The organism is Pseudidiomarina planktonica (assembly GCF_900177775.1).
GTDB lineage: Bacteria > Pseudomonadota > Gammaproteobacteria > Enterobacterales > Alteromonadaceae > Pseudidiomarina > Pseudidiomarina planktonica.
The window spans coordinates 216999-230898 of the sequence record NZ_FXWH01000002.1 but is presented as its reverse complement, the minus strand read 5'-3'; the positions used below and the strand labels follow the sequence as shown (position 1 = coordinate 230898).

Annotated in this window: 6 protein-coding genes; 2 read left to right on the top strand and 4 right to left on the bottom strand. The window is 52.6% G+C overall.

The annotated features are described in order from the left end of the window. Positions 1–133 precede the first annotated feature (133 nt). Complete coding sequence (locus tag CCE91_RS09800) at positions 134–2698, bottom strand: acylase (protein ID WP_086435104.1); 2565 nt, start codon at positions 2696–2698, stop codon at positions 134–136. Positions 2699–2867: 169 nt separating this feature from the next. Between CCE91_RS09800 and CCE91_RS09795 the strand changes: the two genes are divergently transcribed. Beyond that, positions 2868–3749 (top strand): MaoC/PaaZ C-terminal domain-containing protein, encoded by an 882-nt coding sequence (locus CCE91_RS09795; protein WP_086435103.1) that lies wholly within the window; start codon positions 2868–2870, stop codon positions 3747–3749. A 43-nt stretch (positions 3750–3792) separates the two neighbouring features. Continuing rightward, positions 3793–4659, top strand: a complete 867-nt coding sequence (locus CCE91_RS09790) for a DMT family transporter (protein WP_086435102.1) — start codon at positions 3793–3795, stop codon at positions 4657–4659. Positions 4660–4776: 117 nt separating this feature from the next. On the opposite strand, the gene recD is transcribed toward CCE91_RS09790, so the two are convergent. Genes recD through recC form a run of 3 tightly spaced genes read right to left on the bottom strand, consistent with a single transcriptional unit; the run spans position 4777 to position 13855 of the window. After that, positions 4777–6792: an exodeoxyribonuclease V subunit alpha gene (gene recD / locus CCE91_RS09785; RefSeq protein WP_086435101.1), complete on the bottom strand. Its 2016-nt coding sequence runs from the start codon at positions 6790–6792 to the stop codon at positions 4777–4779. Then, the gene (recB, locus tag CCE91_RS09780) at positions 6789–10400 is read right to left on the bottom strand and encodes an exodeoxyribonuclease V subunit beta (protein ID WP_086435100.1); all 3612 of its coding nucleotides are present in this window, start codon (positions 10398–10400) and stop codon (positions 6789–6791) included. The genes recD and recB overlap by 4 nt, the downstream gene beginning before the upstream one ends. Further along, entirely contained in the window at positions 10397–13855 is a 3459-nt protein-coding gene (recC, locus tag CCE91_RS09775; protein ID WP_086435099.1) for an exodeoxyribonuclease V subunit gamma, read from the bottom strand. Before recC ends, recB begins: the two co-directional genes overlap by 4 nt. Positions 13856–13900 lie beyond the last annotated feature (45 nt).

Here is a 13900-nt window from a genome sequence, read left to right as displayed (position 1 = left end):
CGGATCTTTATTGATTTCGTAACATTTGTTTACAAAAGGTAAAAGGAGAGGGGTAAAGGAGCCTCAGTAACAACCGCCGCGCAAAAAAAAGGCGCCATCAACATGGCGCCTTTTTATTTTTAGATTCAAGCGGTTAGTTACCTAACGCATCTACATTTAAGTCAATTTCTTCAACAGTGTTACCGGCAATGTCTGCCTCAGTGAAGTAAATGGTGCGTAACCGTGGATCCACAGAATAGAACTCAGTTTGGTCCAGATTATGGGGCGAGTTAATATCGCGTGATTGCGAGTAGCTTAGCAAGCCATTTGCAACCGGCCCCTCATCGGTGAATTCCATCGTGAACATCCAGCTGGAACCATAAGTAATATGATACCCACCAGCTTCAGCGCTTAAGTTTGAGCCAGGTAGCAGCGGGTAAATATGACGCGGTAAAATAGTACCGTCACCGCCGGTATTCGAACGGAATACGTTGAAGCCACCTTCAACATTGTTCGCACCACCCCAAGGTAGTTTCACCCCAGACGGCGTGCCGTCCGGCAAACTACGTTCCACAAATTGCACATCACCAAGCGGCGCATCTAAGGCCAACCCGGCATTTTCAATGCGAACCATAGCAGTAGCCAATTGCTCCATCACGGTTTCATTGGCAACCAGAGTATTTGGCGTAGTCAGTGGGTTAGTAGGGTCATAAGCAACCTGCCATTGTGGGTTACGAGTAAACTCACTGGCAAACTCACGGAACAACATGGCACCAATGCTATCTTTGTCCATTACGCCGTTCCACTGCTCCAGCGCTGCACAGGCTGGCGCAATTGAAACCGCTCCGGCAGCAGTAGCAACCGGGGTAGCACCACGTGCCTGACAGGCAGCTAACAGGTCGTCATAAACGGCTTCGCCAAGGAAGTTACGGTTACCTAATAAGCGTTCTTGTAAATCGTCCAGCGTGAACAGGCCATCTACAGAGCCACCCTCAGCCAGCATTTTCTGGGCTAAGCGCGAACGCAACGACTGTTGGTTGCCAACCGGACCAAACAAAGGCGACACCTGCGTAATAGGTTCGGCCGGATTAGTCAGCCAGAAGCTGTCATTTGAGTTCTGCACAAAGTCAGTACGTGATAAGCGCGGTGCAGCTTCCGTCGGAACTGTACCACGAGCCTTAAAGCGTGCTTCGTTGCCTGGGAATATCGGCAAACCTGCTGCCTGCGTCAGTTGTTGATACAGCGGGTTTTGCGCCCAGTCAGCAATAGCCTCAGGGTCGATATCCGGCACCGACGAACCGTCGGTAAAGAAGGTGTTCCCGTCTTTGTCTGCGGCAATGGCGTTGTTAAACACAATGCCGGTGTAGTCATCAAAGGTTTGCTGATATTCGCTAATGCTGCCAGCGCGATTCATCGCTAACCAGTGATCGAATACATCGTAGTTCGGCAAATTGGCATCATAAATAGCATAAGCAACTTGCTGACCGGTTTGATCCTGACCCCATGGTAATTGACCCGGAATCACTATCATTGGACCAAACTCGCTGTGATAACTTACTTTTTCCAGCGTGACTGTACTTGAAGGCCCGGTTGCTACTTCAATTTGATGGGTTTTGGTTTCTACTTTCTTACGCTCGCCATCAACAATATAAGTACGACCAAGCGGATCGGACGTATCCAGCTCTAAACGATGCAGTACAAAACGTGACGCAGTTGAAAAGGTGTGGGTCCAGGCGACGTCTTCGTTAAAGCCGATATTGACTATACCTGGCATGCCCGACAAAGAGCCACCTACTACTTTCAATTCACCCGGAATTTCTGTACCAAATTGCCAGAAACGTTGGTTGCCGGTATGCGGGAAATGCGGATTCGCAATCAACATACCCTTACCATTAGCGCTTAAATCGCTACCAACAGCCCAGCCATTGGAGCCAGCTTCAGTTGGGTTAGTATCCGGAATACCAATATCGGCCAGCAGTTCTGGCTGATATAGCTCATCCATCTGCTGGGCATCGTCAATAGGTGCGCCATTCGCAGCTACCGGATTCGGCAAATAGCTGGTATTCGGTGGTACCGCAACAAATACTGCCCCGGTAAAGTTACTCGCACCAGGCAATAGGGCCACGCCTTGCGCATAGGTCATCATGTCAATTGCTGTGATTGGTTGAACCCACGGCTGACCGGCACAGGTGGGGTCAATGTTGGCCGACCCGGTGACGCCTAAATAGTGGTTATAGCCACGTGCATAACCGGTTAACAATGCCTGAGCTTTTTCGCTCATTTGGCTAAAGCCAGCTTCGGCGTTCTCACGAATACCCAGTGACAAATAGCCGAAATCATTGATGACGTTGCCGCTGTCACCAGAGCCAGGAACCTCGTCCGGACCAAAGTAACGCGCCCGCTCCGAGTTAAATTTAATTATTTGGTCTGCCAGAACACAAATATTGTCGTTGGCAAAAGCATAACCAACCCCAAAGCCAAGGCTCTCGTAGTTGTTCGCTTTTACATAAGGAACGCCGTAATCGGTCCAGCGCACGTTCGCACTAATTTCACCGTCCGGGGCAAAGGCGGTAACTTGCGGATCCGGGGTTTCAATGGTGTCTTCACCGCCGCAAGCGACCAGTAAGGTAACTGAGCCGGCCAGCAGAGTGCGGCTGAGTGCACGCGCTAGGTTTGCAGGTAACAGGCCACGACGTGACCAATGCTGTTGTTCTGACATAAAGTATCCTTGCTTGTTATTTTTTTTCGAACATTTTCAGAGCTGCTAGTATGGATCTACCTGGTCCGTCCTGCCAAGTAAAGTTCGCAGAAATAAGCTATAAACTTGTAAAGCTTTATAATTTTGGTAGTACAATGGCTCACAGAATCTTATGTAAGTACGGTAATTCATGACCAACGCAAACAACATCGGCACCGCCTCCAGCAAAGCGCTGGCTCCTCTTCCGGGCATGCTCGCGCGCTCAGTGCTCACCCTGCGCCGCAGTGGTGAACCCGCAATTCGTCAATTGCGCGCGACCTATCAGTTGCCGGCACTTGACGCTGATCATTTGGAAGCCTATTGCCATGCCTTTGGCGGCTTTGTTAGTGAAATTCCGCTTACTTACTTGTATTTAAGTGCCCAGCGCGCGCATTTATCACTCATGCTAACACCCGAATTTCCCTGGCCAGTGCCGGGCATGGTGCATGTGAGTAATTCGGTAAGTCAGTTATTACCTATAGATTTGAATAAAGGCTTTACCCTGGTAACCAAAATAAAATTGCCACAGGCCGGTGGGCGGCGCTTGCGTCCAGCCTATTGTGTTGAGTTTATGCAAGATGGCGACTGTGTGGCAGTGTGCGACAGCATCTATCAGGTCATGCAGCCACAACCCGCGGGTACAGCGCGCAGCAAAGCACATGCTCCCGATGAAAACTGGCAAAACTTAACTAGTTGGCAACTACCTACCTACTTAGGCCGGGAATACGCGCGGTTATCGGGTGACTATAACCCCATTCATATTCATCCTTGGCTGTCGCGCTGGTTCGGCTTTCGGCAGCCAATCATTCACGGCATGTACATGTCAGCTCGTGCCCACGCAGAACTGGAACATAGTTTGGGCTGCCCGCTGCAGCGCATAGACGTGAATTTTAAACGCCCGGTAACACTACCGGCGCAGGTTTCGCTCTGGCATCGTGATGCCGAAGAAGACGACGTAGACGGTGAAGGGCGTTATCAGGTTCGGCGTAGTTCCGACATGCATATTATGCTGGAAGGTAGTTATCGCTGTTAAACCGAGTAGCCATGTTACCAACCGGTTATCCGGCACAACGGTTATGTATACGCTGCTGGCGTTACTGGCGTTTGCCGGTAACTCGTTGTTGTGTCGGTTAGCCTTGCGCGAAACCAGCATAGACGCTGCTAGTTTTACTCTCATTCGCTTAATTTCCGGTGCCGCCATGCTGTTGTTGTTGGTGCAGCTGCGGCAACTTCGGCAACGGCAAAAAGCGCCAGCCGCAGGCTCCTGGCCAGGGGCTTTGGCATTATTTATTTATGCCATCGCATTTTCCTACGCTTATTTGCAGTTAGATGCGGGCTTAGGTGCTTTATTTTTATTTGGTGCTGTACAGCTAAGTATGACGGCTTGGGGATTATTCCGCGGTGAGCGATTAACCGCCTGCCAATGGCTGGGCGTTATTATGGCTGCCGGCGGCCTGGTGGTGTTGTTATGGCCGAACACCCCCGGGGCCAATACCGAAGTGAGTTTAAATACCGGCTCGGCATTACTCATGCTATTAGCGGGTGTCGCCTGGGGTGCTTACTCACTACTTGGCCGCCACAGCAAAGACGCACTCGCCAGTACCACCGGCAACTTTATTCGTACGCTGCCACTGGCATTACTGCTGTTACCTGTGTTGTGGGTTACCAATAACGGCCTACCGGCGTTAGATACCACTGGTGTTGGCTACGCCATAGCCTCGGGTGCTATTACTTCGGGAATAGGTTACGCGCTCTGGTACAAAGCCTTACCGGCTCTAACAGCAACCCAGGCCGCTACGGTGCAGTTAAGCGTGCCGGTGGTTACCGCTTTCGCCGGTGTGTTGCTGTTAGCCGAGGTGTTAACGCCAAAACTACTGGTGATTGCGGCGGTATCTTTAAGTGGTATTGCCCTGATGATGTTTGCCCGTCCGCGCACCAAGTAGCTACCTTCAATACAGGCATCCATGCCTGCTAGCTCATCCCTGAGCACTTAAGCATAGCGAAACCACCTCAGCTCGCCAGTTACATAAGACTGATTTTGATGTAGGAAATAGTGCTTTTTAACCGCGCTCAACCTGCCGTTGCACGGCATCCAACAACACCTTAGATTGCGGTGCCACCAGTGTAAATTGCTCCCGCGCCCGGGTAATCCCGGTGTACAGCAACTCTTTCGTTAGCACCGGGGTATCATGCTCGGGCAACACTAATACTGTGTGCCTGAATTCCGATCCCTGGGATTTATGCACTGTCATGGCGTAAACCGTTTCCACATGAGTTAACCGACTTGGTAGCACCCAGCGCATTTTACTGGCATTGGCCGCCGCGGCGTTACTTAAAAAAGCAACTCGACGGGTATTGGTGGGGGTGTGCAACAACATAATACCGATGTCGCCATTACGTAAGTCCAGTCCGTAATCGTTGCGGGTAATCATAACTGGGCGACCCAGGTACCAATGATCCGAGCTCCCTGAGCCGGAATCAGCAGAGCCACTGGCAGCGGTAGCCCACTGACTAATGAGCTCATTTAGCGCCTTAGTACCCCATTCTCCGTCGCGTACGGCGCACAGCACCTGAAACTGACTAAAGGCATCCAGCACCTGCTCAGCCCACTGGTCGCAACTGGCTTTTGAGTCACCGCCCGGGCGTTTTGCTACCCGCGCCATAAAATCTGCCAGGCCGTTTTGCACCAAACTGCGGAAGTCAGCATCCGTAGGGTGAGTGTTGCTCAAATACTGAATCCGCCTATATAGTTCCGCTGGCTCATCCGCCGCTGGCGCATTGCCCTGCAGCCATTGCTGCAGCCAGGCAGTGCGCATGCCATTTACTTCAGTCGCTAATTTACCGATGCCACTTTGCCCGTCGAAGCGACGACTTTCGCGCAGCATCACAATATGCTGCAAATAAGGATTGGCATCGGGTTTAGTGTAAGCCGAAAGTTCAAAGGCAGAGTCGGTATAAACAGCAGGAATAGACTCACCGGTTACCTGCTCTAACCACTGAACCGTGTTGCTGTTGTAACCACCGGTATCAGCTCCGGCACATAGCTCACCTAACACCGCGCCAGCTTCCACTGAAGCCAATTGGTCTTTATCACCTAATAGAATTAACCGCGCGTGGCCGGGCAGCGCATCTACCACAAAGGCCATCATTTCTACATCAACCATAGAGGCTTCGTCAATAATTAGGGTATCTACCAGCAACGGATTGTCGGCATGATGCTTAAACCCACGCGAGCCAGGTTTGGCCCCTAACAAGCGATGCAAGGTTACCGCATTCGCATCAATACTCTGTTTTACCGAGTCGTTTATGGTTAATTGGTTCAGTTCCGACCGCACTGATTCGGTCATGCGCGCAGCCGCTTTGCCGGTTGGCGCCGCCAGTAAAATTCGTTCGCTGCCACCCTCGGCCATCGAAAGTTGCTGCAAGGTCGCCAGCAAGCGCACCACAGTGTAGGTTTTGCCAGTGCCGGGCCCACCGGTAATCACGCTAAACCCACTGCGCAAGGTATTGGCGCAGGCTAGTTTCTGCCAGTTCAGCTTATCGCCATCGCCCGCGCTGTTACCGAATAAGTCCTTCAGCACCTGCTGCAAGGCTGGTTTATTCACTTCACGTTGCTTCGCCAGTACCTGCAACCTGGTTTTAATGCCTTGCTGATAACGCCAGTAGCGACGTAAATATAAGCGCTCTTGCTGCAGCACTAAGGGCGCGGTTGAGTCAGTCTCGGAGCTATCATGCACAACCGACACTGCGCGGGACTTTTGCAGCACAGCAATCACATCATGCAGCGAAGTGTTGGCAAAAACCGCCTCAGGTGACGTTGGTTCCACCACTGTATTCATAGCTGTGCGAGGCCGTGGAAATTGCAAACAGAACGTCGGATTTTGCAGCAAACTGGCTAGATTTAAACTCACCTGACCACGGCCGAGTTGATAACTGGCTAAGGCAGCCAGCATAGCTAGCCACGGCGACGGCTCGCTCTCCTGCTCCAGCAACAAGTTGGCGAAGCTCACATCCAGCGGCCTTAACCAGCCAACTTGTTGCCATTGCTGCAGCTGTGCGGCGTTTGTTTCCATCATTTTAATAACGCCTCCAACTCGGTAATAAGTGCTAGCGGCGGCCGATCGAAAAACGCACCTGCACTATCGGCCTGATAGCCGCGCATAAACAAATACAAGGCGCCACCGACGTGGGTGTCGTAGTTGTATGCAGCACCCAAACGGGCGTGCAGTAACTTGTGTAGTGCGACTGTATAAATCACATACTGAACGTCATATCTGCTGTGCAAAATGCGCTCGCGCATGGCACTTGAGGTGTAGTCTTGCTCGTGATCACCCAGCCAGTTGGATTTGTAATCAGCCACATAAAATTGGTCGTCATGGGCAAATACTAAATCAATAAAACCCTTCATCATGCCATTCAAGGTGGTGGGCTGTAGTGACGGCCTGGCATGCCCGGGCAGAATATACTGCTGAATCAACTTATCCAGTTGCTGCACGTCGGTATTGCGGGTAGCAAACCAGAACTCTGGCTCGGCCTGATAACTGGATAAACTAGCCAGCGAAATTGACGCTCCGGGTGCTAACTCGAAGTGAGTATTCAGGTAGCTTTGCAGCCAGTCTACTAACACGTCCTGATAGGCATTCCATGGCTCTGACTGCGCGTGAGCACTCACTAACTCCGCACATTTTGCGGTGCTCGCCGCCACCTCAGCAAAGCCTTCATTAGCCGCAGCTTCCAACAGATTATGCAAAAAAGTACCGGCTTGTGGCCCCTTCGGGAAGCTATGTATAGGCACCGTTGAAGGCGAGCGTTCCGCGCTCAGGGCACGAGGCTCGGCCTGCATTTCTTCCCGCGAATTCTGTTCGTCCGCGGACTGTTCCGCCAACACGGCCCCGGCATCGGCTGCCGGCGCCAATAATAATGCGCTGTAGCTGCTCAACCACCAACGCTCCAACTGGTGCCCGGAAGGCATTTCACAATACCGTGGCTGCTGTGTTGCCGTTGGTGCGGGTTGGTACTGTGCTGGGTGCTGATCGGCCTCAGTTTCGGCGGGTATTTCAAGCAAGCGAATAGCTTGATGCGACCAGGCTTCTTGCATGGCCAGCTGCAAATTCTCACAGGCTTTACGACTGCCGGTTAGCAAGTAATTCAGCGCCGTTTCACCCAGCTCTTTGTAATGTCCGGCATAAATATAGGTGCTGTACTGCGCCCGGGTTACCGCCACGTAGAACTTACGAATGTCTTCCGCCAGGCGCTCAGCGTCGGCTTGATCACGCCCTGCGGTATCTTCTTTTGATAACACCAACTGCAGTTCACCCTGCTCATTGTGATAAACCGCCGGATACTGAATGCGTCGGTGCAGCGCTTTTTGCGAACTCATAAAGGGCAAAAATACGAACGGATACTGCAAGCCCTTGGATTTGTGCACGGTAACTACCTGCACCAAATTACTGTCGCTTTCCAGCCGCACCTGCTGCTCTCTGGCATCGGTTTTTCGACCTTGCTCCTGCACTTGCTCTACCCGCTCAGCCAAGTAACGTACTAGGCCACTCATGCCGTCGGCATGCTGTGCCTGTTGCTGCAATAGCTCCGCTAGGTGCAACACATCGGTAAGTTCCCGTTCACCGTTTTGTTGTGCTGAGTTCAGCAGCCGTTGAGGTACGGCAAAATCGTGCAGTAAGCGTTGTAACATGGCTAATATGCCCCGCTGCTCCCAACACTGGTGATACTCAATAAACTCACCTGCGTAGTAATCCCACAAGGTTTCGTCTTCCACCACTTCGGCAAGCGCGGGCAAGCTCATACCCAGTAAGCTAGTGGCTAAGGCAGCGTGTAACATGCCAGGGTCGCGCGGGCTGGCACAACTTTGTAAAATCAGCAGTACGTCTTTGGCCAACGCGCTCGCAAATACCGAGTCACGGTCGGACAAGTAAACACTGGCAAGGTTACGCTCTCGCAGAGCCTGGCGTATGAGCTGGGCTTCATCAGCCTTATTCACCAGCACCGCAATGTCGCCCGGTTGTACCCGCGAAGTCTCGCCTTGTTGGTTGTGGTAATTTGCTTCATTCAGCAACGCCACTATGTCGTCGGCGCAACTTGCGGCCAAAGTTTCGGTTAAGCCCTGCTTATTGGTGTCTTGTTCCTGCAACGGCGACACTCGTAAGGTCATGCCGGGCAAATCGTCGCCGTGCAACTGCACCTGTTTATCTTTTTCAGTTGCCGCAACTGCCTGGAACGGAACTTCATCAATAGTTTCGGTACGAAACCGAAAGGCGCCTTTTGGATAGTCATTGGCGCTTTCAAACACATGGTTTACTGCATCCACCATAGCGGGCGTTGAGCGATAATTGGTACCCAGGGTGTAGTGGCGGCCACTGGTGGCTCGGCGCGCCTGCAAATAGGTGTAGATATCGGCATCACGGAAGGAATAAATCGCCTGTTTGGGATCGCCTATCAGGAAAATACCCTGCTGCGGGTGATTCTGCTGCAATTCAAAAATAGTATCAAAAATGCGGTACTGAACCGGGTCGGTATCCTGGAATTCGTCTACCATGGCGATTGGAAACTGAGCCCGAATAGCCGCGGCCAGCCCTTTGCCATGTTCCCCTTGCAGCGCATCCCGCAACCGCGTGAGAATGTCGTCAAAGCCCATTTGCGCCCGCTGCTCCTGCAACTGCTGGAAACGCATGGCAATGCTGGCCGCGGCATGATTCAGCACTGGCTGAATCGCCAGTTGCAACTCACTCAGCCGCTGCTGTAACTGGGTTATTTGATGCCAGTCTCGGTGCAGTTTATCTTTAAATTTTTTGCTTAACTCTTCGCTGCTAAAGCGCTTCCAACCGGCCTCGCTCAAGTCGGGCTGCGCGGCATCGGTAGTGGTCCAATCGTAAAGCTTTTCCATTCCACCGGCGTGATGGGTAACGCCTTTATGCTGAGGAATGTCTTTGCGTAATTCTTCAATGGCTGGCAGCAATTCGTTTTTCAACTGCTGCAACTGCTCCAACTGCTGCTGTAACTCCTGATACGGGTTGTGGGCCAACAGCTGTTGCTGTTGCGCCTCGCTTTGATAACGCTGCAGCGTATTAATCTGGCTCAGTAACTGCTCCGGGCTGGCAAAGTGGGCGCGTAAAAAACGATATACAGGTAATGAGCTGGTGCCGAAATACTGCCGCCAGTAATCCCGTGCCACGGTTAGCCACAGGTCACTATTGTCGGTTTCCAATGCCTGGGTAAATAAACTGCCACTGGCAAAGGCGTGCTCCCGCAGCATGCGGTTACACCAGCCGTGAATGGTATGCACCGCGGCTTCGTCCATCGCCTGCGCCGCCAAGTCCAGTCGCCGCGCCAATGCCGGCCACTGTTGCTGGTCGGTGTAGCTTTCCCGAAGTGCTACTAAAAAGGCGTCGCTGCTGTCTTGTTGCTGGCGAAAATAGCTCGCTGCGGTGGCCAGCCGCTCACGAATACGGTCACGCAGTTCCTCGGTTGCCGCTTCGGTAAAGGTCACCACCAAAATTTGATCCGGTGTTAACGGGCGCGCAAAACTGGCCTCATCGCCATGCCCTAACACCAAGCGCACGTACAATGCCGCTATGGTATAGGTTTTACCGGTACCGGCACTGGCTTCAATTAAACGGCTACCATATAACGGCATAGTTAATGGCTGTAACGGTGTGGCCATACTCATGTGCTGGCCTCCGTTAACAGTTGCTGTTCCTGCAACCACTCATCACCTGCCTGCAGTGCTTCTATAAGCGGTGAATACAGCTGTGTCATGGCCTGGTCGAAGCGGCCATCGGCACCAATATGACTAAAGCTTGGAAACACCCGGCTGCAGTAGGGCGCTCGTTCTTTTAGCGCACTCTGGCGGAAGCCTCCAAAGTCATACTGGCTGGCTAAGTCTTTTGCGTCAGCCTGCTCCGCTAAATCCAAAGTTATAGGTAATGGCTGCCGGAAATTCTCTAGCACCGCTTTGCCAAGCTCTGCTAACAAGGTTTCAGCTTCAGCAGCAGCCATTGGCGGCAGGTGCAAAACACTATCGCGCCCGGCAATAAAAAATCGCGTTGGCTGCTGGCTGTTCAGTAACAGATGCGTTACCCAGGGCAGGCTGGCATGCTTTAACCGCGCTGGGCTATCCGGCTTTTTACCGGCACGAAGATTACTAGCACACAGTTGCAAGCAGTAACGCTCACCGCCGGCACTTTCATACAGATTATCCAGGTTGTCCTGTAACAACAGCGCAGGTTTGTCAGCGGCACCGGCGGGTGCCAGCTCAAAGCTACCATGCACCGGCAGTAAAGGTTTGCTGGCGCGTTCGCGTAACCGCTGATACCGAGCACCAACCTCAGTTATTACCTGAGTTAACTGCAATTGCTCAAATTCGCCACCGGCTGCCGGCGGTAACTCGCCTTCGCGTTGCAGGCGGCTAAGTTCCGCATTGGTTGCCACATGAATATCTTGGCTCTGGTGGGCCGCCCGTTGCATGGCCTGAATGAGCCGCTCAACCTGCTGCCAGCTTTGTAAACCGTCACTACTAAATAATTCTTCGTCAGTGGCGCTTAGCTGCTGTTGGTACAAATACACATTCAGGCGTTGCTGAAATAAAAGTCGTGCCGGCTCTCGTAAAAAATCGCTCAGCTGTTTCAGATTTAGTGGGCTTTCAGGTCGCCACGGGCTTAACTCGGCTAACGCGGTATCGGCAGGCGTTTGTTCGTTACTACCAGCGGCCACACCCACCGCATGCTGCCATTCATGCGCATAGGTAAACAAACCTTTCGGCTCATCGGTATTAAAATAGCTGGCGGCAAAGGGCTGCAAAGCATGCCCGGTAACCGCAGGCTGCGCCCAACCTTGTTCGAGGTGCTCCAATAACTGGCTAACCAGTACCGACGGCGGCCGCGAACTATTGTCCTGGATACTGCGCCCAATCCAGCTCACGTAGAACTTTTGTCGCGCCGACAACAAGGCCTCCAAAAATAAGTACCTGTCGTCTTCGCGCCGCGAGCGATCACCCGGGCGGCTCTGATGGGCCATTAAATCAAAATCCAGCGGTTTGGTGCTGCGCGGATAATCGCCATCGTTCATGCCTAGTAAATATAACTGCTGGAACGGAATGGCCCGCATTGGCATTAAGGTGGCAAAGTTAACTGCGCCAGCTAGAAAACGTTGATTTAGCTGCGCCTGATCAAGCCGGCTTAACCAGGCTTCACGCGCTATATTTAAAGGTAATAAGTCATTGAAATTAGCGTCGTCACAGGCCTGTTGCCAGCTCAATAGTTGTTCTTGTACGCGTGCCAGCAACAACACATCGGCGTCGCTTTGTGGCGCAAAAAAATCGCTTAACAACTGATTAAAGCACAACACCCAGTCGCTTGGCGTGCGGTCGTGCTGCAGCTGTTGCCAAAGGTTATCAAGGCTATCCAGCAACTGCGCCAAAGGCCCGGCCAGAGCAGCTTGTAAGCCACCAACTTCGGCAAATGGCTCAATGTTTTGCCAGGCTTGCTGGTTGCCCGGCCGGGTATCACCAGCGGCATAGCCAAGTAGCATACGGCGCAACCCGAAGCGCCAGCTATTTTGTTCAGCCTGCGCCGGCAACCCCAACGACTCACGATGCTGACCATGCAACCCCCAGCGAATGCCCGCCGCCTGTATCCACTGCTGTAGCAACGGCAAATCGCTGTCACTGATACCAAAGCGCGCCTGCAGCGCTGGCACTTGCAGCATGTCCAGCACATCGCTCATGCTGAATCGTTCTTGCGGAGCATTCAGTAATCGCTCCAGCACAATCAGTAATGGATTGCGCTGACGCTGCGCCTGATCAGCAATAGTAAAAGGAATAAAGCGTTCGTCATGGCGCTCAAAGCGGCCAAACACGGCTTGAATGTGCGGTGCGTAGGTATCAATGTCGGGCACCATCACCATCATATCGCGCGGGCGTAAGTTAGGATTTTCCGCAAAGGCAGCTAACAGCTGATCGTGCAGAACTTCCACTTCGCGTTGCGGGCTGTGTGCCTGCTGAAACACCACCGAGGTGTCAGGGCTACCACGTTCACAAGACTGAATTTCAGCCAGCGAACGCAACTGCAAAATGTCACTTTGCAGCTGTTGCAAGGTATTCTCTGGCGGTTGCTCATCAAATAACTCAAAACTCAACTCATTAAACTGTGCAGCTTTGTCGCGTGTTTCGTCGAACAAATCCAGCAACCGAATGTAATCACGCCCTTGCTTACCCCAGCTGGCCAGCAATGGATGCGTCTGGGTATGCAGCAGGTCATCGCTAGTTCCCGCCGTTATGCCTTGTTTATAGTCAAACCGCTGCTGTGGTATTTGTAGCCGACTAAGTTCCTGACGGCCATCCACAATGTCAGCCCAGTGAAACTGACAGGGGTTGTGTACACAGAGCACAATTTGCGTATGCCCTTTTAACGCATCCAGCACTTCAAGAGTTTGCTGCGGCAGCGAGGAAATGCCAAGCACCACCACCCGGCGCGGCAACTGCGCAGGGCGTGTAGTCAGGTTCAACTGCCGTGCTTGCTGCAGAAACCGCTGGTGTAGCTGGGCCCGGTTATTCCAGTAGTCTTGCGCACCCACGTCTTGCAGTAATGCCCGCCACAGCTTTGGCTGCCAGCGCTGTTGCTCATGAGCCTGCTGGTCCACCATGGTATTGCCGCCATCGGCCCAGTCGGCCAACCAGTCGGAACGATAAATTTGATATTGATCGAATAAATCGGCCAGGCGTTCTGACAGTTGGTAATGCTTACGACTGTCAGGGTCGTTCTGCAAATAGCCCCGTAAGGGCGCAAACTCGGCATCTTCTAGTAATTCTGGTAATAGGCGCAGAATGCGCCAGCTTAAGCGGTCTTTATCAAACGGGGAGGTTTTCGGAATGGCATCACCAAGTACCGCGCGGTAAGCCTGCCACAAGAAACGAGCGGGCAGTGTCACATCCAACATAGCGGCAATGCCGTTTTGCTCGGCCATGGCCAATTTTAACCACTGCGCAATGCCGTTGCTTTGCACCAGAATGGTTTCAGTTTCCAGCGGATCCAGTGGGTAGTCGCCGGTAATCTTCACCACCAGATCGGTCAGCGCTTCCATTTTATGGCTGTGCGCGACAATAAAGCCTGGTGTTAACTGACCCACGTTGGTTCCTCCGGCATGCAAATGCTGTCCCTGGCGATTCTGCGG

What these genes read in the sequence shown, in the direction of transcription:
- CCE91_RS09800 (WP_086435104.1), bottom strand. Translation starts at nt 2,698, where the DNA reads ATGTCAGAACAACAGCATTGGTCACGTCGTGGCCTGTTACCTGCAAAC.
- CCE91_RS09795 (WP_086435103.1), top strand. Translation starts at nt 2,868, where the DNA reads ATGACCAACGCAAACAACATCGGCACCGCCTCCAGCAAAGCGCTGGCT.
- CCE91_RS09790 (WP_086435102.1), top strand. Translation starts at nt 3,793, where the DNA reads ATGTATACGCTGCTGGCGTTACTGGCGTTTGCCGGTAACTCGTTGTTG.
- recD (WP_086435101.1), bottom strand. Translation starts at nt 6,792, where the DNA reads ATGATGGAAACAAACGCCGCACAGCTGCAGCAATGGCAACAAGTTGGC.
- recB (WP_086435100.1), bottom strand. Translation starts at nt 10,400, where the DNA reads ATGAGTATGGCCACACCGTTACAGCCATTAACTATGCCGTTATATGGT.